The organism is Streptomyces sp. NPDC091280 (genome assembly GCF_044768565.1).
Taxonomy (GTDB): Bacteria; Actinomycetota; Actinomycetes; order Streptomycetales; family Streptomycetaceae; genus Streptomyces.
On the sequence record NZ_JBIVUZ010000001.1, the window covers coordinates 668,218 to 692,230 of the forward strand.

Below are 24,013 nucleotides of genomic sequence, written 5' to 3' on the forward strand. Positions count from 1 at the left end.
GTCAGTTGACGGCGTCGACCTCGCCCTCGGCCAGCTCGACGTCGTAGACCAGCGGGTCGTCCGTCACGGCCACCTGCCGGGCGACCGAGCCGTAGGAGGGTGCCGTCGTCGCCAGGAGGTAGCTCCCCGGTGCCGGGGCCGAGACGATGTACGAGCCGTCCGCCAAGGACTCGACGCGGTCCAGTTCGCGTCCCCCGGTCGTCCGCAGGGTGACGGACGCGCCCTCCACGGGCTCGCCCTCGGTCGTACGGACGAAACCGTGGACGGCCGACGCCGGGCCCTCCACGACGGCCTGCGCGGGCTCCTCGGCGGGTTCCACCGCGAGGTGCGGCAGGCTCTTGTCGAGCCAGGCCGGGAGCCACCAGTTGGAGTCGCCGAGCAGGTGCATCGCGGCCGGGACCAGGGCCGTCCGCAGGATGAACGCGTCGAGGGCGACCGCGGCGGCCAGGCCGACGCCCGCCGTCGCCGCGCCCGTGTTGCCGCTCAGGACGAAGGCCAGGAAGACGCAGACCATGATGAGGGCGGCGGAGTTGATGACGCGGCTGGTCTCCGCGAGACCGACGCGGACCGCGCGGGCGTTGTCCCGGGTGTGGACCCACTCCTCGTGCATCCGGCTCACCAGGAACACCTGGTAGTCCATGGAGAGGCCGAAGAGCAGGGACAGCATGATGACCGGCAGGAAGGCGTTGATCGGGCCCTCCTTGCCGAGGCCCAGCAGGTCCAGGCCCCAGCCCCACTGGAAGATCGCCACCAGGACACCGAAGGAGGCCGCCGCCGCGATGAGGTTCATCAGGGCGGCCGTCAGCGGCACGACCAGGGAGCGGAACGCGAGCAGGAGCAGCAGGAAGCTCAGGCCGATGATCGTCGCGACGAACAGCGGGAGGCGGTCCCCGGTGACGGACGCGAAGTCCTTGGAGATCGCCGTCACCCCGCCGACGTGACCGGTCGCGCCGGCCCCGGGTATCACCTTGTCCCGCAGGGTGTCGATCAGGTCGTCGGTCTGCACGGACTGCGGTGAGGCCTTCGGGACGACCTGGATCACCGTCACCCCGCCCGTGGGCGGCAGCGCGGCGACCCGGGCCACGTCCTCGGTCGCCTGGATGTCCTTGACCAGGGTGGCCGTGTCACCGCTCGAAGTGACCACCTGGAGGGGGCCGTTGAAGCCGGGTCCGAAACCGTCGGCCAGGAGGTCGTAGGCCTTCCTGGTGGTCGTCGAGGCGTTGTCGTTGCCCTGGTCGGTGGCGCCCAGGCGCAGCGACAGCACGGGGAGGGCGAGGACGGCCATGACGACGACGGCGAGGGCGGCGATCCGGCGCGGGCGCTTCTGCACGGCGGCCGACCAGCGGACCGCGAGGTTGTCGGCGCGCTCCGGCTCGGGACCGGTCGCGGCCAGCCTGCGGCGCTGCTTGCGGCTGAGCACACGCGGGCCGAGGAAGCCGAGCAGCGCGGGCAGCAGGGTGGTCGCCGCGAGGACGCTCAGGACGACCGTGAGGGAGGTGCCGATGACGACGCCGTCCAGGAAGCGCAGGTTCGTGACCAGCATGCCGGCGAGCGCGATGCACACCGTGCCGCCCGCGAACAGCACCGCGCGGCCGGAGGTGTTGAGGGCGACGACCGCCGACTCCTCGGGATCCATGCCCCGTTGGAGGCCGCGCCGGTGCCGGGTGACGATGAACAGGGCGTAGTCGATGCCGACGCCGAGGCCGATCAGGGTGGCCAGCAGGGGCGCCAGGTCGGGGATGTCGGTGGTGTGGCTGAGCAGCTGGGTGGAGAACAGGCCGGTGCCGACGCCGAAGATCGCGACGCCGATCGGCAGCAGGGCGGCGTAGAACGAGCCGAAGGCCAGGAACAGGACGATCGCCGCCGCGAGGATGCCGACGCCCTCGGCGATGCCGCCGGGCGGCTCCTCGACCCGCTGGACGGCCTGGCCGCCCAGTTCGACGTGCAGGCCGGCGCGCCGGGCGTCCTGCGCGGTGTCGACGACCTTCTGGACGAGGTCCTTGGGGACGGCGTTCGCCTGCTCGGCGAAGGTGATCTGCGCGTAGGCGATCGTCCCGTCGGAGCTGATCTGGGCCGCGCCGCGGGCCCCGGAGTAGGGGCCGGTGACCTCGCCGACACCCTTCATGGCTGCGATCCGGTCCAGGGCGGGCTGGATACGGGTCTGTACCGACGGGTCCTTCACCGAGCCCGAGTCGACCTTCCAGACCACCGTGTCGGTGTCGCCCGAGCTGTTCGGGAACGCCTTCTGCATCAGGTCGTACGCGCTCTTGGAGTCCGTGTCCGGGAGGGAGAAGACGTTCGCGTAGTCCGTCCCCGCCGTCGTCGCCGAGAAGCCGAGGCCGAACAGTGCCCCCACCCACAGCAACAGGACCACCAGCCGGTGCCGATAGCACCACCGTGCCAATGCCGCCACGCTCAACACTCCTTACGCAAAACCGAGTTGACTCGGTCGATCGGTCGGATGGTCCCCCAGGTCCTGGGCTACACAATTGGCGCCGGCACGCGCGCGTGGACACGTCCTGGCCATGACTCTCAAGGAACTCCAAAGACCGGACGGCCCCGATGTCAGTGGTGCCGCCGATACTGGGGGCATGACGGCTCCAGGAACCGTGCTGGTGGTGGAGGACGAACCGAGCATCGCCGACGTCCTCGCCATCGCGCTGCGCTACCACCGCTTCGAGGTCATGACCGCGGGCACGGTCCGCGAGGCGCTCGCGCTGGCCGAGCGCACCCGCCCGGACTGCGCGCTGCTCGACGTGATGCTCCCGGACGGCGACGGCCGCGCGCTCGGGCGGGAACTGCGCGCCCGCAGGCCCGACCTGGCCCTCGTCTTCCTCACCGCGCGGGACGCGCCCGCCGAGATCGTCGGCGCCCTCGGCTTCGGCGACGACTACATCACCAAGCCCTTCGACATCGACGTGGTCGTCGCCCGCATCACCGCCGTCCTGCGCCGCACCCGCCCCGCCGACGTCCTCCCCCAGCGCCCGCCGCTGCGCTACGGCGACCTGGAGCTGGACGAGACGACGTACTCGGTGCACCGCGAGGGCCGCTCGGTCGAGCTGACCCCCACCGAGTACGCGCTGCTGCGCTTCCTGGTGCGCAACGGCGGCCGGATCGTGCCCAAGGAGCAACTGCTGCGCCATGTCTGGCAGTACGAGCACACCCCGCCGGAGTCAACCGTCGTCGAGACCTACATCAGCTATCTGCGCCGCAAACTCGACACCCTGGGGGCACCGGTGATCACCACCCGGCGGGGCGTCGGATACGGGCTCGCATGAGGATCCGGCTGCCGAACTGCGAGCGCGGCATCCACTCGCTGCGCGCCAAGCTGACCCTGGCCAACCTCGCGCTGCTCGCCCTGGGCATCGTCATGGCCACCGCCGTCAGCCTGATGGGCATGCGGCACTACCTGCTCGCCCAGGTCGACGCCGAACTCACCAAGTCCCGTGACTCGCTGAGCAGTTCGCAGCTCACCATGCGGCAGATCAACGTACTGAGCTCACTGGCCGGCATCGGCGACCGGATGGTGCCCCAGCAGCAGCCCGGCTCCCCGAAACCCGACACGGTGTTCGCGGCGGTCGACCGCCGGGGCAGGGTGCTCACCATCGCCGGCTACGCCCCCACGGCGGCGCAGCGGGCGCTCGCCGACGCCTTCGGCGACCCGGCCGCGCTCACCAAGGACCGCGCGCCGCGCGACATCTCGCTGCGCGGCGACTCCTACCGGGCGACCGGGACCCGGCTCAGCGACGGCACGTACATCCTGATCGCCGCCTCCACCGGCGGCCTGCACCACGGCATGGCCAAGGCGCTCAAGCTGGACCTCGCCTTCGGCAGTCTGCTGCTGGTGCTGCTCGCCACGCTCACCATGGTCAGCGTGCGGCGGCGGCTGCGGCCCCTGGAGGACATGGTGGAGACCTCGACGGCCATCGCCGAGGGCGATCTGACCCGGCGGGTGCCCTCCAGCCACCATCCGACCCAGGAGGTCGAGCAGCTGCGGGTCGCCCTCAACTCCATGCTCCACCAGGTGGAGTCGGCGTACCGCACGCGCGAGCGCACGGCGGCCCAGCTGCGCCGTTTCGTCGCCGACGCCTCGCACGAACTGCGCACCCCGCTGGCGGCGATACGCGGCTACCTCCAGCTCTACGACAAGGGCATGCTGACCGAGCCCGACGAGCGCAGACGGGCCTGGGACCGGATGAACGCGGAGGCCGACCGCATGGGCCGCCTCGTCGACGAACTCCTCACCCTGGCCCGCCTGGACCAGCGGCCCGAACTGCGCATCCGGAACGTCGACGTGAGCCGGCTGGTGCGCGACGCCGCCGAGGACCTGCGGGTGCAGCAGCCGGAGCGGCCGGTCACGGTCGGCGCCGACGGCTCCCTGCTGGTGCGCGCCGACGAGTCGGGCCTGCGCCAGATACTCGGCAACCTGGTGACCAACGTCCGCACCCACACGCCCGCCGACGTGCCCGTGCGGCTCGGTGTGGAGCGCGAGGACGGAATCGTGCGGCTGTGCGTCGCGGACGAGGGCCCGGGGCTCGAAGAGGACGACGCGGCCCGTATGTTCGACCGCTTCTTCCGGGCGGGCGGCGGCGCGGGCAGCGGCCTGGGGCTGGCGATCGTGCAGGGCGTGGTGCGGGCGCACGGCGGGGACGTGGCGGTACGGACGGCACCGGGCGAGGGCCTCGCGGTCACGGTGACCCTGCCGACCCGGGCGCCGGTGCCGTCGTAGGACGTCAGGAGCGGTTGTACGGCGTCGGGGGCCGTCGGCTCAGATCCAGTCCAGGGCCCACAGCCGGAACACGCCGGTGCCGTCCGTGAGATAGGAGATGCCGCCGACGTCCTCGCTGCTCACGACGTACTCCTTGCGCTGCCACAGCGGGATCAGCGGGACGTCCTGGGCCACGTCCACCTGGAGGTCGCGGAAGTCGTCGTCGACGCGGCTGCGGTCGGCGAACTGCTGGCTGTTGAGGATCAGCTGATCGACGATCTTGTTGCTGTAGCCGGTGTTCATGGTGGAGCCGGTGCCGACCAGCGGGGAGCCGAAGGTGTCCGGGTCGGGGTAGTCGGCGACCCAGCCGACCGCCCACGCGTCCAGCTTGCCGGTGGCCCAGCGCTTCTGGAAGTCCGTCCACTCGTAGCCCTTGACGTCCACCTTGAACAGGCCGCCCGCCTCCAGTTGCTTCTTCAGCTCGGCGGCCTCCTCGGCGCCGGAGCCGTGCCCGATGCCGTAGCCGTAGGTGAAGTGGACCGGGACGGAGACGCCGGCCTCTTCGAGGAGTGCCTTGGCCTTGCTGACGCTCTCCGTGGGATAGGCGTCGAAGAACGACGTCGTGTGGCCGACGATGCCCGCCGGGATCAGCGAGTACAGCGGGTCCACGGTGCCGTCGTAGACCGTGGCGGCCAGCTCGTCGCGGTTGACCAGCCAGGCCATCGCGCGCCGGACCAGGACGTCGTGCAGGGGCGTGCCCTTACGGGTGTTGAGGTACAGGTTGCGGGTCTCGGAACTGTCGGCCTCCGACACCCGCTGGTTCGGGTCGCTGGCGGAGAGCCCGGAGAGCATCTTCGGCGGCAGCTGCCGGGTGGCGACCTGCACCTGCTTCGCCCGGTACGCCTTCTGGAGCGCGTCCGAGTCGGCGTAGTACCGCAGCTCGATCGGGCTCCCGGTGTTCTTGACCGCGCCCTTGTAGTGGCTGTTGGGCTTCAGTACGGCCTGCTTGCCCTTCGTATACGTCGACAGGGTGTACGGGCCGGTGCCGTCGACCTGGAACCCGTTGCGCGGGGCGTCCTTCGGGTACTTGGTGCTGTCGACGATCGCACCGGCCCCGGTGGCCACCTTGAACGGGAACGTGGCGTCCGGCGACGACAGGTGGAAGGTGACCGTCATCCCGGAGGCGGTGACCGAACCGAGGGTGGAGAGCAGCGAGGAGGGACCGACGTCGGAGTTGATCTTCTTGACCCGGTCGAAGGAGTACTTCACGTCCTGCGCGGTCATCGTCCGCCCGCTCGGGAAGGTGAGCCCGTCGCGCACCACACAGCGGTACGTCCTGAGCCCGCCGCCCACGAAGCCGCAGCTCTTGGCCGCGTCCGGGACGGGTGACGTGCCGCCCGAGTCGAATGTCATCAGCGTCTGGAAGACATTGCTGTACAACGCCCAGGAACCCGCGTCGTAGGCGGCGGCCGGGTCGAGCGAGGTGACGGCGTCCGTCGTCCCCACCGTGATCGTCCTGTCCTTGTTCCCGTCCGACGGCAGCAACTGCCAGCCGCCCACTCCCACGGCCGCCAGAACCAGCAGCGTCGCGAGAATCCGTATGCGAACCGACCGCATCGGTGTGCCCTCCCCAGAACCCTCCCGGGTTCCTGCGCATCTGCCACTCCCCTAGTGGCGCGGATCACCTAACCACAGGAGTTTCATCCGGGGGAAGAGGGTTCTGGCGAGATGAGAAAGAACTTACCGACGGGTTTCGACCGCCCGTTTCACCGACGTTTCCCGGCCAACCCGCGGAACTGCCCCGACCGGGCAACTAGGCCTGTTTCGAAGCCAGTTCGACGACGGTGATGTCGGACGGCGCGCCCACCCGGGTCGGCGGTCCCCAGGCACCCGCGCCCCGGCTGACGTACAGCTCGGTGTCCCCGTAACGCTCCAGGCCCGCGACCGTCGGATTGGCCGCCGCCGCGATGAAGTTGCCGGGCCACAGCTGTCCGCCGTGGGTGTGCCCGGAGAGCTGGAGGTCGACGCCGTGCCGGACCGCCTGGTGGATCTGGGCGGGCTGGTGCGCGAGCAGCACGCACGCGCGCGTGGTGTCCCGGTCCCCGAGCGCCTTCTCGAAATCGGGCCCCTGCCCCTCGCTCTCGCCCTGGAGGTCGTTGACCCCGGCGAGGTCGAAACCGGGCAGTTCCGTCCGGGCGTTCTCCAGGGGGTGGATCCCGAGCCGGCGGACCTCTTCCAGCCACTGTTCGGCGCCGGAGAAGTACTCGTGGTTCCCGGTGACGAAGAAGTTCCCGAACCGTGCCCGCAGTCCCGCCAGGGGTGCCGCCGCCGGGCCCAGGTTCTTGACGCTGCCGTCGACGAGGTCGCCCACGACCGCGATCAGATCGGGCTGCGTCGAGTTGATCGTGTCGACGACCTTCTGCGCGAACCCCCGCCCCAGGACCGGCCCCAGGTGGATGTCGCTGACGACCGCGATCCTGAACCCGTGCGCGGACCGCGGCAGTTTGGCCAGCGGCACGGTGACCCGCCGTACGCCCGGCCCGCGCAGGACGCCGTAGGTGCCGTAGCCGACGGTCCCCGCGGCGGCAGCGGCGGCGGCGCCCCCGACGACCCGGGAGACGAACAGCCGGCGGGAGGGCACGCTCCGCGGCTCCTCCGGGGCCGCGGTCACGGGCTCCTCCGGGGCCGGGACGGTCGCGGGCTCCGCCACCGGCGTCACGGCCCGCCCGCGCCGTTCGAGGAACCGGCGCAGCAGCGGCCGTAGGACCTCTCCGGCGAGGACGGCCAGCAGGAGGTAGATCGCCAGGGCCATCCACAGGAAGCCGGGCCAGCCCAGGGCGCGCTGGAGCCAGAAGGGCGCGCCGCCGCGTTCGGCGGCGAGGGCCGCGATCATCAGGACCGGGCCGGCGGTCAGCACCACCGTGCCGGTGATCCGGGCCGGGCCCCACGCGCGCGTGGTGTCGCGGACCAGGCGGCGCCAGACGTACCAGTGCGCGCCGCCCAGGACCGCGACCGCGACCAGGGCGGCGAGGGCGACGACGACGATGGCCACTTCGCTATGACGTCTCGCGCAGTGCGCGCAGTCCACGCAACCCGAGGCCCCCGATGACCGTCCCCAATACGAAGGACACGACGGCCAGGGTCAGATGGACCCAGAAGTACGCCGTCGGCCGGCCGTCGTCGAAGGCCAGTCCGCTGCCGTCCGCGACGAGATTCTTGACGAAAGTGATCCAGATGACCCAGCTCCACACCCCGAAGGCGAGCAGGAACCAGGAGACGCGGCGGCTGAGCTTCATGAGTCCAGTATCGCGGCCGGTGTCCGGGGCCCGTGTCCGGGGTGGGGCCGGTGACGGGACTTCGGTTCCCCGGGCCTGTACGTTCTCGTGCGTGCCCGCTCCACAGCAGACCATCAGGCGATCCCTGCTGGTGCTCTCCGCCGCCCTGTCGTCCCTCGCGCTCACCGCGCCGCTCGCCCTCGCGGCCCCGAGTCCGACCCCCACTCCGAGCGCCACGACGACCGCGTCGGCGAGTCCTACGGCCACTCCCCCGGCGCACATGTCGTCGGTGGGCGGCACCCGGCTCGCGCGGCCCGGCACGCAGGTCAATCAGGCCGCCGGGGTCCCGGTGCTGCCCAAGGACCTCACCGCGCGGTCGTGGATCGTGACCGACGCCGAGTCCGGCGACGTCCTGGCCGCGCACAACGCGCACTGGCGGCTGCCCCCGGCGAGCACCCTGAAGATGCTGTTCGCGGACACCGTGCTGCCGAAGTTCCCGAAGACGACCGAGCACAAGGTCGTCCCGTCCGACCTGGCCGGGATGGGCGAGGGGTCCAGCCTGGTCGGGATAAAGGAGGGCGAGAGCTACACGGTCCGCGACCTGTGGCTCGGGGTGTTCCTGCGCTCCGGCAACGACGCCGTGCACGTCCTGTCCCACATGAACGGCGGCGTCGGCAAGACCGTCGCCGACATGAACGCGCACGCCCAGGACCTCCAGGCGCTGGACACGCGCGTGGTGACTCCGGACGGCTACGACGAGCCGGGGCAGGTCTCCTCCGCGTACGACCTGACGCTGTTCGCGCGCAGCGGGCTCCAGAAGAAGGACTTCCGGGAGTACTGCTCGACGGTGAGCGTGAAGTTCCCGGGCGCGACCACCAAGGAGAAGGGCAAGTCGGTCCGCGGGACCTTCGAGATCCGCAACACCAACCGGCTGCTGAGCGGCGACTCGGACGTCTCGGTGTACCCGGGCATCGCCGGGGTCAAGAACGGCAACACCACCAACGCGGGCGCCACCTTCACCGGGGTCGCCGAACGCGGCGGCAAGGTGCTGCTGGTGACGGTCATGAACCCGGAGAAGGACGAGCACAACGAGGTCTACAAGGAGGCCGCCAAGATCCTCGACTGGGGCTTCCAGGCGGCCGGCAAGGTGCGGCCGGTGGGTGAGCTGGTCGCGCCGAGGAACGTGGCGCAGGCGAGCGCGCAGCCGGGCGCGACGGCCGACGCGCAGGCGGGCGGCGACACCTCGGGCACGCAGCCGGCCGCGTCCGCCACGCCCCTGGCCGCCGAGGAGGACGGTTCGGGCGGGGTGGGGATCGCGCTGGCGATCGTCGGCGGGCTGCTGGTGCTGCTGGCCGGCGGTGTCTTCCTGGTCAACCGGCGCTGGCCGCTGCCGGATCTGGTCCGTCGTCGCCCGCGTCCCTGACCTTCGGGTTCTGGGCCGCCTCGGCCGGGACGTAGTCGTCGTCCTCGCCCGGGCGGCTCGGGGTGGCCGTCCAGGCCGCGCAGAACAGGACGAGTTTCGACGTGAAGTTCATCCACAGCAGCAGGGCCACGGGGACGCCGAACGCGCCGTACATGCTCTTCGCGGCCACGCCCTGGATGTAGCCGCTGAGGAGCAGCTTCAGCAGTTCGAAGCCGACCGCGCCGATCAGCGCGGCCACGGTGAGGCGGCGGCGCGGGGGCTCGACGCCGGGCAGCAGGGTCAGGACGTACAGCAGGAGCAGGAAGTCGGCGAGTACGGCGACGGCGAACGCGGCGGCCCGCAGCAGGATGCCGCCCCAGCCGCCCTGGGCGATGCCCAGCTCCCCGTTGATCCAGTCGACCAGCGCGGAGGCGACGGTGGAGACGGCGATCGTCGCGAGGACCGCGCCGCCCAGGCCGATCAGCACCCCGGTGTCGATGAGCTTGCGCAGCAGCGGGTTCTCGTCGCGGTCGGGCAGCTCCCACACCGCGCGCAGGCACTCCCGCATCGAGCCGACCCAGCCGATGCCGGTGAACAGCAGGACGGCACCGGCGATGAGGCCGACGGTGCCCGCGTTGTCGACCAGGGAACCGATGTTCAGCTGGTCGGAGATGCCGGGGACCTGCTCGGCGATCTTGTCCTGGAGTTCGTGCTGCTGGTCGGTGCTCAGGGTGGCGGCGGCGATGGCGGCGGCCACGGTCAGCAGCGGGAACAGCGCGATGAAGCTGATGAAGGTCATGGCGGCGGCGAGCTGCGACCACTTCACCCGGTCCAGGCGCTCGTACGACCGCCACGCGTGCGTGGCCGTCAGGCGCGCCGTCAGCGGCCCGACGAAGGGGAGCTTCTTCAGCCAGTCCATGATCCGATTCTGCCCTCGTCCGCCGACACCGATGTGCGGGTACCCCGTAAACACGCGGGTGGCGCCCCCTGGCACGGCATCCGATTAATCGCCCATTTCAGGGAGGCCGCGAACGCCGCACGACGAACCGCCCATAAGCGGGCGATACGGTCACGGGCATGCGTCCTCCACAGTCCCTCCTCGTCCTCGGCGGTACGTCCCGGATCGCACTGGCCACCGCCCGCCGGCTGATCGCCCGCCGCACCCGCACCGTGTGGCTCGCGGGCCGCCCCTCCCCCGCGCTGGAGAGCGCCGCCGCGGAACTGCGCGCCCTGGGGGCCGAGGTCCGCACCGTCGACTTCGACGCGCTGGACCCCGCCTCCCACGAGACCGTGCTCGGCAAGGTGTTCGCGGAGGGCCCCGTCGACATGGTGCTGCTCGCCTTCGGCACCCTCGGCGACCAGGCCCGCGACGAGCGCGATCCGGCCGCCGCGGTGCGGGTCGCGCACACGAACTACACCGGCGCCGTCTCCTCCGGCCTGATCAGCGCGCGGGCGCTCCAGGCCCAGGGCCACGGCTCCCTGGTGGTGCTCTCCTCGGTGGCCGGCGAACGGGCCCGCCGCGCGAACTTCATCTACGGCTCCAGCAAGGCCGGCCTCGACACCTTCGCGCAGGGCCTGGGCGACGCGCTGCACGGCACGGGCGTGCACGTCATGGTCGTACGCCCGGGTCTCGTCCGCTCGCGCACCATGGCCGACCCGAGGGCCGCCTCCCTCACCACGACCCCCGAAGCGGTCGCCACGGCCATCGAACTCGGCCTGCGCAGAGGCTCGGAGACGGTCTGGGTCCCGGGAGCACTGCGCGTGGTGACGTCGGCGCTGCGGCACCTGCCGCGCGGGCTGTTCAGACGGCTGGCGGTGTGAGCGGACTCAGTGGCTGGGGATCGTCCCACGATCCGTACGGGCCGCCTGGGGCGGTACGACGGAGCCGCCGAAGGTGAACTCGCGGAGCTTGCGCCAGATGTCGTCGGCGCCCTGCTCGTAGAGCGCGAAGCCGGTGCAGGACCACTCGGCGCGGTAGTCGGCGAGCGCTTCGAAGGCGCGGTCCATCGACGCCTCGTCGATGCCGTGCGCCACGGTGACGTGCGGGTGGTACGGGAAGTGCAGCTCGCGCGCCATCGGCCCGGAGGCGGCGCGGATCTGCTGCTGAAGCCAGGTGCAGGCGGAGACGCCCTCGGCCACCCGGACGTAGACGACCGGGGAGAGCGGCCGGAACGTGCCGGTGCCGGACAGCCGCATCGGGAAGGGGCGCCCGGCGGCGGCTACCGACATGAGATGGTCCTCGACCTCGGACAGCCGCGCGGCCTCCACCTCGGTGGGCGGCAACAGCGTGACGTGCGTGGGGATGCCGTGCGCAGCGGCGTCGCCGAAGCCCGCGCGCCGCTCCTGGAGCAGGCTGCCGTGAGGCTCCGGGACCGCGATCGACACACCGATCGTTACGGTCCCCACGTCGTCTCCTGTCGTCCTGTCGGTGGTCGTGCTGGTGCTGTCCGGTGGTCCCGATGCCGAGCGGGGCGGCCACGCGCGCGGCCACCCGGCTATCGACTGTACGGCCACAGCGGAGTTGTGGGCAGGCGCAACCGTAGTGATGTGCAGCGCTCTGTCCAGTGGTACGGGGTCGGTACCCGGCCGGTGCCCGGGTGCGGTCGTGCGCCTCAGTGCTTGGCGGGCAGGAAGCCGACCCGGTCGTAGGCCTGGGCGAGGGTCTCGGCGGCGACGGCCCGCGCCTTCTCCGCACCCTTGGCGAGGATCGCGTCCAGCGTCTCCGGGTCGTCCAGATACTGCTGGGTGCGCTCCCGGAACGGCGTCACGAACTCGACCATCACATCGGCGAGGTCCGTCTTGAGCGCGCCGTACATCTTGCCCTCGTACGCCCGCTCCAGCTCGGCGACCGGTGTGCCGGTGAGGGTGGAGTGGATGGTGAGGAGGTTGGAGACGCCCGGCTTGTTCACCGCGTCGTAGCGGATCACGGTCTCCGTGTCGGTGACCGCGCTCCTGACCTTCTTCGCGGTCGCCTTCGGGTCGTCGAGCAGATTGATCAGGCCCTTCGGCGTGGACGCCGACTTGCTCATCTTGATCGACGGGTCCTGAAGGTCGTAGATCTTCGCCGTCTCCTTGAGGATGTACGGCTTGGGGATCGTGAAGGTCTCGCCGAAGCGGCCGTTGAAGCGCTCGGCGAGGTCGCGGGTCAGCTCGATGTGCTGGCGCTGGTCCTCGCCGACCGGGACCTCGTTCGCCTGGTAGAGCAGGATGTCGGCGACCTGGAGGATCGGGTACGTGAAGAGGCCGACGGAGGCGCGGTCCGCGCCCTGCTTGGCCGACTTGTCCTTGAACTGGGTCATCCGGCTGGCCTCGCCGAACCCGGTCAGGCAGTTCATGACCCAGGCCAGCTGGGCGTGCTCGGGGACATGGCTCTGGACGAAGAGCGTGCAGTGGTCCGGGTCCAGGCCGGCGGCGAGCAACTGGGCCGCGGCCAGCCGGGTGTTGGCCCGCAGGTCCGCCGGGTCCTGCGGGACCGTGATCGCGTGCAGGTCCACGACCATGTAGAACGCGTCGTGGGACTCCTGGAGCGCCACCCACTGGCGGACGGCGCCGAGGTAGTTGCCGAGGTGGAACGAGCCTGCGGTGGGCTGGATTCCGGAGAGCACGCGGGGTCGGTCTGAGGCCATGCGGACCATTGTCTCAGAGAGCTCGGGTGGGTTCGGTGCATGGGGAACCGCGGGCCGGTGGGGGCTTGGCGCGCCCCGCGCCGGAGCCGCAAATGAATGCGGCCCCGCGCCCCTGAAAGCAGGTCGGCTCAGCCCAAGTCGATCTCCGGGTACAGCGGGAAGCCCGCTACCAGGTCCGTCGCGCGCTGCGCGATCTCCGCGGAGACCTTCTCGTCGAGGACGTGGGAGGCCTTCGAGGGGGCGCCCGACTTCGTCGTGCCCGGCTCGGCGGTGGTCAGGACGCGGTCGATGAGGGCGGCGACCTCGTCCATCTCGGCGGTGCCCAGGCCGCGCGTGGTCAGCGCCGGGGTGCCGATGCGGATGCCGGAGGTGTACCAGGCGCCGTTCGGGTCGGCCGGGATCGCGTTGCGGTTGGTGACGATGCCGGAGTCGAGGAGGGCGGTCTCGGCCTGGCGGCCGGTGAGGCCGTAGGAGGACTCGACGTCGATCAGGTTGAGGTGGTTGTCGGTGCCGCCCGTGACCAGGGTGGCGCCCCGGCGCATCAGGCCGTCGGCCAGCGCGCGGGAGTTGTCGACGATGCGCTGCGCGTAGTCCTGGAAGGCGGGCCGGCGGGCCTCGGCGAGGGCGACGGCCTTGGCGGCCATGACGTGCGGGAGCGGGCCGCCGAGGACCATCGGGCAGCCGCGGTCGACCTGGTCCTTGAGGGAGTCGTCGCACAGGACCATGCCGCCGCGCGGGCCGCGCAGCGACTTGTGGGTGGTGGTGGTGACGATCTGGGCGTGCGGGACCGGGTCGAAGTCGCCGGTGAGGACCTTGCCCGCGACCAGGCCGGCGAAGTGCGCCATGTCGACCATCAGGGTCGCGCCGACCTCGTCGGCGATCTCGCGCATGAGGCGGAAGTTCACCAGGCGGGGGTAGGCGGAGTAGCCGGCCACGATGATCAGCGGCTTGAAGTCGCGGGCCGAGGCGCGCAGGGCGTCGTAGTCGATGAGGCCGGTCGCCGGGTCGGTGCCGTAGGAGCGCTGGTCGAACATCTTGCCGGAGATGTTCGGGCGGAAGCCGTGGGTGAGGTGGCCGCCCGCGTCCAGGGACATGCCGAGCATGCGCTGGTTGCCGAAGGCCTGGCGGAGTTCGGCCCAGTCGGCGTCGGAGAGGTCGTTGACCTGGCGGACGCCCGCCTTGGCGAGGGCGGGGACCTCGACGCGGTCGGCGAGGACCGACCAGAAGGCGACGAGGTTGGCGTCGATGCCGGAGTGCGGCTGGACGTAGGCGTGCCGGGCGCCGAAGAGTTCGCGGGCGTGCTCGGCGGCGAGGCCCTCGACGGTGTCGACGTTGCGGCAGCCGGCGTAGAAGCGGCGGCCGATCGTGCCCTCGGCGTACTTGTCGCTGAACCAGTTGCCCATGGCCAGGAGGGTGGCCGGGGAGGCGTAGTTCTCGGAGGCGATCAGCTTGAGCATCTCGCGCTGGTCGGCGACCTCCTGGCCGATGGCGTCGGCGACGCGCGGCTCGACGGCGCGGATCACGTCGAGGGCGGCGCGGTAGGCGGTGGACTCGTTCGAGAGGGGCGCGGAATTGTCGGGCATGGGGACCTCCGGACGTGGCGTTCGGCGTTCACGGTACGGCCCAGGCGCACGGCACAGATCGCAGCTCGGACCGCTCCCCGATGGTCGGTCCCATCCCAGCGCGCCAGTCACGGCCCGCCGGTCAGCCTACCGGGCGGGCCGGACGGGACGGCTCGGGCGTCCAGCATCTGGAGTTCGGTGAGAGTCCCCGCGCGGGGGGTCTCGGCGATCTCCGCTCCCCTAGAGTCCCTTTCGTGCTCTTGGGAATGGTGTGCGCGCTCGGCGCGGCGATCTGCTTCGGTACGGCGACGGTCCTCCAGGCGGTCGCCGCGCGGGCGGCGACGACGGGTGGGGGCGGGGACGCGGCGCTGCTGCTGCGGGCGCTGCGGCAGTGGCGGTATCTGGCGGGGCTGGGGCTGGACGGACTGGGGTTCGTGTTCCAGATCGCGGCGCTGCGGTCGCTGCCCATCTACGCGGTCGGGGCGGCCCTGGCGTCGAGCCTCGCGGTGACGGCGGTGGTGGCCGCGCGGCTGCTGAAGGTGCGGCTCAGCGGGATGGAGTGGGCGGCCGTCGGCGTGGTGTGCGCGGGGCTCGCGATGCTGGGGCTGGCGTCGGGCGCGGAGGGGGACCGGGCCGGGTCCACGGCCTTGAAGTGGGCGATGCTGGGGACGGCCGGTGCGGTGCTGCTGCTCGGGCTGGTCGGCGGGCGGCTGCCGGAGCGGGGGCGGGCGTTGACGCTGGGGCTCGGTGCCGGGTTCGGGTTCGGGGTGGTCGAGGTGGCGGTCCGGCTGATCGACTCGCTCGCGCCGTCGACGCTGTTCGGCAATCCGGCGACGTACGCGCTGCTGGTGGGGGGCGGCGCCGCGTTCCTGCTGCTGACGACGGCTCTTCAGCGGGGGTCGGTCACGACGGCGACGGCGGGGCTGGTGATCGGGGAGACGATCGGTCCGGCGGCGGTGGGCGTGGTGTGGCTCGGGGACCGTACCCGGGACGGGCTGGAGTGGCTGGCGGTGCTGGGGTTCCTGGTGGCGGTGGCGGGCGCGTTGGCGCTGGCGCGGTTCGGCGAGGCGCCGGCCTCCGGCGGTGGAGCGGGTGACAGGGCGGGTGACGGTGCGGGTGAGTTGGTGTGACCGTCCCTGGGGGCTGCGCCCCCAGACCCCGCTTCGGCCCTGAAGGGGCCTCGTCCTCAAACGCCGGACGGGCTGCTTGTCGCCCGCCTGGGTCAAGCACGTACTCCCCTCAAGGAAGCACCCTGCACAGCGCCTCCAGCGCCCCCGGCCAGGTGTGGTCGGACGGTGTGCCGTAGCCGACCGGCAGGGCGTCCAGCGGGGCGGCGAGGGCGTGTTCGTGGCGGTAGGTGGACAGGGAGTGGAGGGCCAGGCCCTGCCAGGCGGCGGCCTGGACCACCGTCTGTTCGGTGCCGGGCGGGAGGGTGAGGACGGCGTGGAGGCCGGCCGCGATGCCGGTGACGTGGACGGCGGGGGCGTGCCGGGCGAGGGCCTCGATCAGGGTGTCGCGGCGACGGCGGTAGCGCAGCCGGGTGGCGCGGACATGGCGGTCGTAGGCGCCGGAGGTGATGAACTCCGCGAGGGTCAGCTGGTCCAGGACGCCGCAGGTGTCGATGCCGCCCTTCACCTCGGCGACCTCCTCCGCGAGTGCCGGGGGCAGGACCATCCAGGCCAGGCGGAGGCCGGGGGCGAGGGACTTGCTGGCGGTGCCGAGGTAGACGACGTGGTGGGGGTCGAGGCCCTGGAGGGCGCCGATGGGCTGGCGGTCGTAGCGGAACTCGCCGTCGTAGTCGTCCTCCAGGACCAGGCCTCCGGTGCGGCGGGCCCAGTCGACGACGGCGGAGCGGCGGTCGTGGCGGAGCGGGACACCCATCGGGAACTGGTGGGCGGGGGTGAGCAGGACGGCCGACTCGTCCGTCAACCGCCCCGGGTCCGTGCCCCGTTCGTCGAAGGGGAGCGGGCGGGTGCGCAGGCCGGCCCCGGCGAGGATCGTCCAGTGCGCGGGCAGGCCGTAGGACTCCACGGCGACGGTGCGGGCGCCGCGGGCCCGCAGCGCGGCGCCGATCAGCCGCAGGCCGTGGGAGATGCCCGCGCTGATCAGGATGTGCTCGGGGTCGGCGCGGACGCCTCGGGCGCGGGCGAGGTAGCCGGCGAGGGCGGTGCGCAGTTCGGCACGGCCGCGGGGTTCGCCGTAGCCGAGGGCCTGGTGCGGGGCGGCGGTGAAGGCGCGGCGGGCGGCCTTGAGCCACTCGGTGCGGGGGAAGGCGGCGAGGTCGGGGGTGCCGGGGACGAGGTCGTAGGCGGGGCGGGTGCTCGGGCGGCGGGGCGGGGTGGTGTCGGTGGGCGGGACGACGGCGCGGTCGGCGACGCGGGTGCCGGAACCCTGGCGGGCGGTGAGCCAGCCCTCGGCGACCAGGTCGGCGTAGGCGTCGGCGACCGTGTTGCGGGCGATGCCGAGGTCGGCGGCTAGGGAGCGGGAGGAGGGCAGCCGGGTGCCGGGGGTGAGGCGGCCGGTGCGGACCGCGTCGCGCAGCGCGTCCGTCAGGCCGCGGCGGACGCCGGTGCTGGTGGCGGCGGGTTCGAGGTGCAGGTCGACGCCCAGAGTGGCCCATGATTTCGCCATGGAAATGGACCATACCCCTGGGCTGCCTCGCTTCTAGGGTCGGGACATGACCACAGCACGAGAAGCTCCTTACGCCCCCGAGCACCAGCCCCGCCTGCACTGGGCCGAGCACGCCCCCGAGGTCTACAAGGCGATGGTCCGGCTCGACGCCGCCGCCCGGCAGGGGCTCGACCCGAAGCTGCTGGAACTGGTGAAGATCCGCGCCTCACAGCTCAACCACTGCGCGTTCTGCCTCGACATGCACACCAAGGACGCGCTCGCGGCGGGCGAGAGCGTGGAGCGGATCGTCCAGCTCGGCGCGTGGGAGGAGTCGCGGCACTTCTACACCGAGAAGGAGCTCGCGGCGATCGAGCTGACCGAGGCCGTCACCGTCCTCACGGACGGCTTCGTGCCGGACGAGGTGTACGAGCGGGCCGCCGCGCGGTTCGAGGAGGCCGAGCTGACCCGGCTGATCGCCGCGATCACGGTGATCAACGCGTGGAACCGGTTCGGGGTGAGCACCCGGATGGTGCCGGGGCACTACCGGCCGGGACAGCACAAGTGACCGTGCGGACAAGGGAGTTGAGCCGTGGGAGGCGTTGAGCTGTTCCGGAGTCTGCACCGGCGGCGGCTTCCCGGGGACCCGCTGGTGCTGCCGGGGCCCTGGGACGCGGCGAGTGCCCGGGTGTTCGTGGACGCCGGGTTCCCGGCGCTGGCCACGCCCAGTGCCGGGGTGGCCGCCGCGCTGGGGTACGCGGACGGGGCGACTCCGGCGGACGAGATGTTCGCGGCCGTCGCGCGGATCGCGGCGGCGGTGGACGTGCCGGTGTCGGCGGACGTCGAGGGCGGATACGGGCTCGCGCCGAAGGAGCTGGTGGAACGGCTGCTGGAGGCGGGGGTGGTCGGGTGCAACCTGGAGGACTCCGAGGGGGGTGTGCTGAAGGACCCCCGGCGGCACGCCGACTGGCTCGCCGAGGTGCGGTCGGCGGCGGCGGGCCGGCTGTTCGTCAACGCGCGGGTCGACACCTTCGAGTACGGCGACGGCGATCCCGGACAGGCCATCGAGCGGGCCGCGTTGTACGTCGCGGCGGGTGCCGACTGCGTGTATCCGATCGGGGCTCCGGCGGACGTGCTGCCGTTGCTGCGGGCCGGCATCCAGGGGCCGGTCAACGCGTTCGCGCGGCTGGACGGCAAGGGCCCCCCGCCCACCGCACTCGGTGAACTCGGGGCCACGCGCGTCACGTTCGGAGCCGGGCTCCAGCGGTGGGCGGCACTCGCGCTGTCCGGGATGGCGGGCGAGCTGCGGCGGTGAGCGGGGTCAGGACAGCCATGCCTTCCAGGTGGCGGGGTGGCTGTCCACCCACTTCTTCGCCGCGTCGGCCGGGGACAGCTTCTGGTCGGCGATCATCAGGGAGACCTCGTTCTGGTCCTCGGTCGTCCACCGGAACTTCTTGAGGAAGGCCGCCGCCTTGCCGCCGTGCCGCGCGAAATCCGTGTTGAGGTACTTCTCCAGCGGGGTGTGCGGGTAGGCGCAGGCGACCTTGGCCGGGTCGGCGTCGCAACCCTCCTTGTGGGCGGGGAGTTTCACCTCGGTCATCGGGACTTTCTTGAACAGCCACTGGGGTGCGTACCAGTAGGTGAGGAAGGGCTTCTTCTCCTTGGCGAACTGCTTGATCTGGGTGATCTGCGCGGCCTCCGAACCGGCGAACACCACTTGGTAGTTCAGCTTCAGGTTGCTCACCAGGGCCTTGTCGTTGGTGACGTAGGAGGGCGAACCGTCCATCAGCTGGCCCTTGTCGCCGCTCTCGGCGGTGCGGAAGAGGGACGAGTAGTCGTTCAGGTTCTTCCAGTTCGTGATGTCGGGGTGTTGCTTCACCAGGTACGTCGGGACGTACCAGCCGATGTGGCCGGTCACGCCCAGGCCGCCCGCGCGGGTGATCGTCTTCTTGTCGTCGACGTAGCGCTTCTCTTGGTCGGGGTGACCCCAGTCCTCCAGGATCGCGTCGACGCGGCCCTGGCTGAGCGCGTCCCAGGCGGGGACCTCGTCAACCTGGACGGTGTCGACGCGATAGCCGAGCTTGTGCTCCAACAGGTATTGCGCGACAGCCACGTTGGCCTGCGCGCCCACCCAGGACTGCACGGAGAGGGTCACGGATTTCGCGCCCTGGGTGCCCGCGAAGGGCGAGGCCTGCTTGGTCATGTCGGCGGCGCCGCAGCCGGTCACCAGGACCAGCGACGCGAGCGACGCCATGGCAGTGGTCGTACGGACGCGCATGTCAGGCTCCCTTCTTCGCGCGGCGTTCGGTCGGCTGGGTCACGCGGTCGAGCATCAGGCCGAGGCAGACGATCGCGGCGCCCGCGACCAGGCCCGTCGCCAGGTCGCCCTGCGCCAGGCCGAACACGGCGTCGTAGCCGAGCGCGCCGCCGCCGACCAGGCCGCCGATGATGACGACGGCGAGGACGAGGACCACGCCCTGGTTGACGGCGAGGAGCAACGCCGGGCGGGCGAGCGGGAGTTGGATCTGCCGCAGCTGCTGGGCGCCGGTCGCGCCGAGCGAGCGGGCCGACTCCAGGGCGGCCGGGTCGACCTCGCGCAGGCCCTGGGCGGTGATGCGGACGACGGCGGGCAGGGCGTAGACGACCGCCGCCGCGACGGCGGGGGCGCGGCCCACGCCGAACAGGGCGACGACCGGGATCAGGTACACGAACTGCGGCATCGTCTGGCAGACGTCGAGGACGGGGCGCAGGGCGCGTTCGCAGCGGTCGCTGCGGGCGGCGGCGATGCCCGTCGCGAAGCCGAGGACGAGGGTGACGGCCACGGCCGCCAGCACCTGCGACAGCGTGTCCAGCGACGGCTTCCACACGCCCAGCACGCCGATCGCGGCCATGGCGAGGACGGCGGTGAGCGCGGTGCGCCAGGTGCCGATCACCCAGGCGAGGGCGGCGACGATCAGCAGCACCGACCACCACGGCAGCCACTGGAGGCCGTCGCGCACGGGGTCCAGGACCCAGGTGGTGAAGTGCCCGGCCCAGTCGGCGGTGCCGCCGAGGTAGGGGACGCCGGAGTAGAGGTGGGCGGTCATCCAGTCGACGACGCGGTTGACCGGTCCGGCGATGTCCAGGGTCCGGCCGGAGGGCCAGTCCACGGCGCCGGCGAGCCGGGCGGCCAGCGCCACGGCGACGGTGGCGCCGAGCGCGTACAGCCACCGGCGCGGGTGCGAGGCCGTGGGTTCGCCGCTCTGCTCCCCCGCCGCCGCCGTGACCCGGTCGAGTACGACGGCCAGGAGCACGATCGGGATGCCGGCGGCCAGGGCCGCGCCCACGTCCACGGACGCGAGGGCCTGGTAGACGCGGTCGCCGAGGCCTCCGGCGCCGATGACGGAGGCGATGACGGCCATGGAGAGGGCCATCATGATCGTCTGGTTGAGGCCGAGGAGCAGTTGCTTGCGGGCCAGCGGGAGCCGGGCGGTCAACAGGCGTTGGCGTCCGGTGGCGCCCAGGGACTCGACGGCCTCCAGGACCTCCGGGTCGGCCTCGCGCAGGCCCAGCGCGGTGAGGCGGGCCATGGGCGGGGCCGCGTAGACGACCGTGGCGAGGACGGCGGCGGGGACACCGATGCCGAAGACCAGGACGACGGGCAGGAGGTAGGCGAAGGCCGGGAGCACCTGCATGGTGTCCAGGACCGGGCGCAGCGCGCGGTCGGTCCGCGCGGAGAGGCCGCCGGCCAGGCCGAGCAGCGCGCCCACGATCACCGAGGTGAGGACCGCGACCACCATGAGGGCGAGGGTCTGCATGGTCGGCACCCACATGCCGAGCAGCCCGCAGGCGAGGAAGGCGGCACCGGTACCGGCCGCGAGCCGTACGCCGGCCACCCGCCAGGCGACCAGCGCGCCGAGCGCGGTCACGCCCGCCCAGCCGGCCGCGAGCAGCACCAGGTACACGGCGCGCACGGACAGTACGACGGCGTTGCTGACGTAGCCGAAGAAGTAGAGGAACAGCGGGGAGCTGTCGCGGTTGTCGATGATCCAGTCGTTGGCCCGGCCCAGCGGTCCGGACAGGTCGACGGTGAGGGCGCCGGGCCAACTGCCGCTGGACCAGTGGGCGTCGGCGAGCGGCACCAGGACGGCGGCGGCGAGCGCGAGCAGCAGGAGCTTGGACGCGGCGCGGTGCCGGAGGACTCCGGGCAGGGCCGGGCGCGGGAGGGACGCGGTGACCGTGGCCATCAGACCGCCTCCTTCCTGGGCTCCGTTCCCGCGACGACACCGAGGAGCGTTTCGTGGTCGACGACTCCGAGGCAGTGGCCGTCCGCCACGACACAGGCGGGTCTGCCGGTGCGCGCGACGACCTCGATCGCCTCGGTGACGAGTGCGCCGGGGGCGAGCGTGCCCGGATGCTCCGCCGCGCCGCACCCCCCGGGGCGCATCGCGGTGCGGACCGTCATGACGTCGGCGCGCGGCACGTCCCGTACGAACTCGCGGACGTAGTCGTCGGCGGGGGAACCGACGATCTCCTCGGGGGTGCCGAGCTGGACGATGCGGCCGTCGCGCATCAGGGCGATGCGGTCGCCGAGCTTCAACGCCTCGTTCAGGTCATGGGTGATGAAGACCATCGTGCGGCCCTCCTCGCGGTGCAGCCGGACGACCTCCTCCTGCATGTCGCGCCGGATCAGCGGGTCGAGCGCGCTGAACGGCTCGTCGAACAGGAGGACTTGCGGGTCCACCGCCAACGCCCTTGCCAGGCCGACGCGTTGGCGCTGACCGCCGGAGAGCTGGCCGGGGCGGCGCTGTTCCATGCCCTCCAGGCCGACCTTGGTGACCACCTCGGCGGCCCGGCGGCGGCGCTCGGCCTTGCCGACGCCCTGGATTTCGAGGCCGTAGGCGACGTTGTCGAGGACCGTGCGGTGCGGCAGGAGGCCGAAGTGCTGGAAGACCATCGCGGCGCGGTGGCGGCGGAGTTCGCGCAGCCGGGCCCGGTCCATGGCGCGGACGTCCTCGCCGTCGATGGCGATGGCGCCGGCCGTGGGTTCGATGAGGCGGGTGAGGCAGCGCACCAGCGTGGACTTGCCGGAGCCGGACAGGCCCATCACCACGAAGACCTCGCCCTTGCGGACGTCGAAGGAGACGTCGCGGACGGCGGCGGTGCAGCCGGTGCGGGTGCGCAGCCCGGCGGCGTCGAGGGCGGCGAGTTCCGGATCGGCGGGAACCTGCTCGGACTTGGGGCCGAAGACCTTCCACAGGCCGTCGACGGAGAAGACGGGACCGCTCGTGGCGGCGGAGGCGCTCATCACGCACCGCCCCCGATCAGCTCGACGGCCCGCTCGCCGACCATGAGCACCCCGATCATCGGGTTCACGGCGGGCATGGTCGGGAAGACGGAGGCGTCGGCGATCCGCAGGCCGTCGAGGCCGCGGACCCTCAACTCGGGGTCGACCACGGCCAGTTCGTCCGCCTCGGCGCCCATGCGGCAGGTGCCGGCCGGGTGGTAGACGGTGTGGGCGGCCTTGCGGGCGTACTCGCTCAGCTCGGCGTCGCCCAGGATCTCCGGGCCGGGGGCCACTTCGCGCTTGAGCCAGCCGGCGAGGGGTTCGGTGCGGGCGATCTCGCGGGCGATGCGGATGCCGTCGACGAGGGTGCGGCCGTCGTAGTCGTCCTCGTCGGTGAAGTAGCGGAAGTCCAGGGCGGGTTTGACGGCGGGGTCGGCGCTCTCCAGGTACAGGCGCCCCCGGCTCTTCGGCTTGGGGATGTTCGGGGTCATCGAGACGCCGAACTCGGGGCGTTCGTAGCCGAGCCGCTCGGGGTTGTCGGTGAAGGGGACCTGGTAGAAGTGGAACATCAGGTCGGGGCCGGGGTGTTCGGGGTCGCGGCGCACGAACAGGCCGGCGTCGGAGTCCATCGCGGAGTTCTCCGGGATCGGCCCGTCGGTCTCCCAGACGATCACCGACTCGGGGTGGTCGAGGAGGTTCTCGCCGACGCCCGGGAGGTCGTGGGCGACGGGGATGCCAAGGGCTTCGAGGTCGGCGCGCGGGCCGATGCCCGAGTGCAGGAGCAGCCGCGGGGAGTCGACGGCGCCGGCGCACAGCACGACCTCGCGGCGGGCGCGGATCAGCAGTTCCTCGCCGTCCTCGGTACGGACGTGCACGCCCTCGGCGCGGGTGCCGGCCAGCTCCAGGCGGTACGCCCAGGTCTCCAGGAGGATCGTCAGGTTGGGGCGCTCGTCCATCACCGGGTGCAGATAGGCGACGGAGGCGCTGGACCGCTTGTTGTCCTCGGGGTGGTAGGCGAGGTCGAAGAAGCCGACGCCCTCGGTGAAGGGCGCCTTGTTGAAGCCCTCGACGCGCGGGACGGCGAGCGCCTCCTGGGCCGCGTCGACGAAGTCGCGGGCGACGGCGTTCCGGTCCTTCTCGTCGACGGGGACGATGTTGTTGAGGAGGCGGGCGTAGTACGCCTCCATCGAGATCGCGCCCCAGCCCTTGGCACCGGCCGCCTCCCACTCGTCCCAGTCGGACGGCAGCGGCTTGAACGCGATGAGCGTGTTGTGCGAGGAGCAGCCGCCGAGGACGCGGGCGCGGCTGTGCCGGATGTGGGAGTTGCCGCGCGGCTGTTCGGTGGTGGGGTAGTCGTAGTCCAGCTCGCCGCCGAGGAGGCCCGTCCAGCGGCGCAGGGTCAGTACGTCCTCGCGGCCGACGTCGCTGGGGCCGCCCTCGATGACGGCGACGGTGACGTCGGGGTTCTCGGTGAGGCGGGAGGCGATGACGGAGCCTGCGGTGCCGCCGCCGATGACGACATAGTCGTACATGTGCTCGTTCTGGGGCATGGGGGTACTCACTCCTG

General features: G+C 72.0%; 20 protein-coding genes. 7 read left to right on the forward strand and 13 right to left on the reverse strand.

The genetic code is table 11. From position 1 onward, the window contains the following. Position 1 precedes the first annotated feature (1 nt). Positions 2-2,404 (reverse strand): MMPL family transporter, encoded by a 2,403-nt coding sequence (locus ACIQPR_RS03135; protein WP_403642890.1) that lies wholly within the window; start codon positions 2,402-2,404, stop codon positions 2-4. Positions 2,405-2,591: 187 nt separating this feature from the next. Here ACIQPR_RS03135 and ACIQPR_RS03140 point away from each other — a divergent pair, with 187 nt between their 5' ends. After that, entirely contained in the window at positions 2,592-3,278 is a 687-nt protein-coding gene (locus ACIQPR_RS03140; RefSeq protein ID WP_403641046.1) for a response regulator transcription factor, read from the forward strand. Further along, the gene (locus tag ACIQPR_RS03145; protein ID WP_403641048.1) at positions 3,275-4,729 is read left to right on the forward strand and encodes a sensor histidine kinase; all 1,455 of its coding nucleotides are present in this window, start codon (positions 3,275-3,277) and stop codon (positions 4,727-4,729) included. Before ACIQPR_RS03140 ends, ACIQPR_RS03145 begins: the two co-directional genes overlap by 4 nt. Before the next feature lie 39 nt (positions 4,730-4,768). On the opposite strand, the gene ACIQPR_RS03150 is transcribed toward ACIQPR_RS03145, so the two are convergent. The 3 genes from ACIQPR_RS03150 to ACIQPR_RS03160 form a co-directional block, all read right to left on the reverse strand. Beyond that, the gene (locus ACIQPR_RS03150) at positions 4,769-6,325 is read right to left on the reverse strand and encodes an ABC transporter substrate-binding protein (protein WP_403641051.1); all 1,557 of its coding nucleotides are present in this window, start codon (positions 6,323-6,325) and stop codon (positions 4,769-4,771) included. 196 nt (positions 6,326-6,521) lie between these two features. After that, positions 6,522-7,760 (reverse strand): metallophosphoesterase, encoded by a 1,239-nt coding sequence (locus ACIQPR_RS03155; RefSeq protein WP_403641053.1) that lies wholly within the window; start codon positions 7,758-7,760, stop codon positions 6,522-6,524. Positions 7,761-7,764: 4 nt separating this feature from the next. Beyond that, on the reverse strand, positions 7,765-8,004 hold the full coding sequence (locus ACIQPR_RS03160) for an SCO4848 family membrane protein (RefSeq protein ID WP_403641056.1): 240 nt from the start codon (positions 8,002-8,004) through the stop codon (positions 7,765-7,767). Positions 8,005-8,095: 91 nt separating this feature from the next. On the opposite strand from ACIQPR_RS03160, the gene ACIQPR_RS03165 reads away from it, so the two are divergent. Continuing rightward, on the forward strand, positions 8,096-9,406 hold the full coding sequence (locus ACIQPR_RS03165) for a D-alanyl-D-alanine carboxypeptidase family protein (protein ID WP_403641058.1): 1,311 nt from the start codon (positions 8,096-8,098) through the stop codon (positions 9,404-9,406). Here ACIQPR_RS03165 and ACIQPR_RS03170 read toward each other — a convergent pair. After that, entirely contained in the window at positions 9,354-10,304 is a 951-nt protein-coding gene (locus ACIQPR_RS03170) for a YihY/virulence factor BrkB family protein (protein WP_403641061.1), read from the reverse strand. The genes ACIQPR_RS03165 and ACIQPR_RS03170 overlap by 53 nt on opposite strands. 158 nt (positions 10,305-10,462) lie before the next feature. On the opposite strand from ACIQPR_RS03170, the gene ACIQPR_RS03175 reads away from it, so the two are divergent. Next, positions 10,463-11,206: a decaprenylphospho-beta-D-erythro-pentofuranosid-2-ulose 2-reductase gene (locus tag ACIQPR_RS03175; protein ID WP_403641064.1), complete on the forward strand. Its 744-nt coding sequence runs from the start codon at positions 10,463-10,465 to the stop codon at positions 11,204-11,206. 6 nt (positions 11,207-11,212) lie between these two features. On the opposite strand, the gene ACIQPR_RS03180 is transcribed toward ACIQPR_RS03175, so the two are convergent. From ACIQPR_RS03180 to ACIQPR_RS03190, 3 genes are all read right to left on the reverse strand, one after another. Beyond that, positions 11,213-11,791: a 2'-5' RNA ligase family protein gene (locus tag ACIQPR_RS03180; protein WP_403641067.1), complete on the reverse strand. Its 579-nt coding sequence runs from the start codon at positions 11,789-11,791 to the stop codon at positions 11,213-11,215. Positions 11,792-11,997: 206 nt separating this feature from the next. Next, entirely contained in the window at positions 11,998-13,011 is a 1,014-nt protein-coding gene (gene trpS / locus ACIQPR_RS03185; RefSeq protein WP_403641070.1) for a tryptophan--tRNA ligase, read from the reverse strand. 128 nt (positions 13,012-13,139) lie between these two features. Further along, positions 13,140-14,594, reverse strand: a complete 1,455-nt coding sequence (locus ACIQPR_RS03190) for a glycine hydroxymethyltransferase (RefSeq protein ID WP_403641073.1) — start codon at positions 14,592-14,594, stop codon at positions 13,140-13,142. Positions 14,595-14,839: 245 nt separating this feature from the next. Here ACIQPR_RS03190 and ACIQPR_RS03195 point away from each other — a divergent pair, with 245 nt between their 5' ends. Beyond that, positions 14,840-15,703, forward strand: a complete 864-nt coding sequence (locus tag ACIQPR_RS03195; RefSeq protein WP_403642893.1) for a hypothetical protein — start codon at positions 14,840-14,842, stop codon at positions 15,701-15,703. 109 nt (positions 15,704-15,812) lie between these two features. On the opposite strand, the gene ACIQPR_RS03200 is transcribed toward ACIQPR_RS03195, so the two are convergent. Beyond that, positions 15,813-17,204: a PLP-dependent aminotransferase family protein gene (locus ACIQPR_RS03200; RefSeq protein ID WP_403641076.1), complete on the reverse strand. Its 1,392-nt coding sequence runs from the start codon at positions 17,202-17,204 to the stop codon at positions 15,813-15,815. A gap of 46 nt (positions 17,205-17,250) precedes the next feature. Between ACIQPR_RS03200 and ACIQPR_RS03205 the strand changes: the two genes are divergently transcribed. Continuing rightward, on the forward strand, positions 17,251-17,748 hold the full coding sequence (locus ACIQPR_RS03205; protein ID WP_403641079.1) for a carboxymuconolactone decarboxylase family protein: 498 nt from the start codon (positions 17,251-17,253) through the stop codon (positions 17,746-17,748). A gap of 24 nt (positions 17,749-17,772) precedes the next feature. After that, complete coding sequence (locus ACIQPR_RS03210) at positions 17,773-18,495, forward strand: isocitrate lyase/phosphoenolpyruvate mutase family protein (protein ID WP_403641082.1); 723 nt, start codon at positions 17,773-17,775, stop codon at positions 18,493-18,495. Between the two features lie 6 nt (positions 18,496-18,501). Here ACIQPR_RS03210 and ACIQPR_RS03215 read toward each other — a convergent pair whose 3' ends face one another. Genes ACIQPR_RS03215 through ACIQPR_RS03230 form a run of 4 tightly spaced genes read right to left on the reverse strand, consistent with a single transcriptional unit; the run spans position 18,502 to position 23,996 of the window. Beyond that, on the reverse strand, positions 18,502-19,458 hold the full coding sequence (locus ACIQPR_RS03215; RefSeq protein ID WP_403641085.1) for an ABC transporter substrate-binding protein: 957 nt from the start codon (positions 19,456-19,458) through the stop codon (positions 18,502-18,504). Between the two features lies 1 nt (position 19,459). Then, positions 19,460-21,406 carry an ABC transporter permease gene (locus ACIQPR_RS03220; RefSeq protein ID WP_403641088.1) on the reverse strand — a complete coding sequence of 649 codons (1,947 nt, stop codon included), beginning with the start codon at positions 21,404-21,406 and terminating at the stop codon, positions 19,460-19,462. Then, entirely contained in the window at positions 21,406-22,467 is a 1,062-nt protein-coding gene (locus ACIQPR_RS03225) for a glycine betaine/L-proline ABC transporter ATP-binding protein (protein WP_403641091.1), read from the reverse strand. The genes ACIQPR_RS03220 and ACIQPR_RS03225 overlap by 1 nt, the downstream gene beginning before the upstream one ends. Then, a complete protein-coding gene (locus tag ACIQPR_RS03230) occupies positions 22,467-23,996 on the reverse strand; it encodes a GMC family oxidoreductase (protein WP_403641094.1) in 1,530 nt (509 codons plus the stop codon). The genes ACIQPR_RS03225 and ACIQPR_RS03230 overlap by 1 nt, the downstream gene beginning before the upstream one ends. Positions 23,997-24,013: the final 17 nt, after the last annotated feature.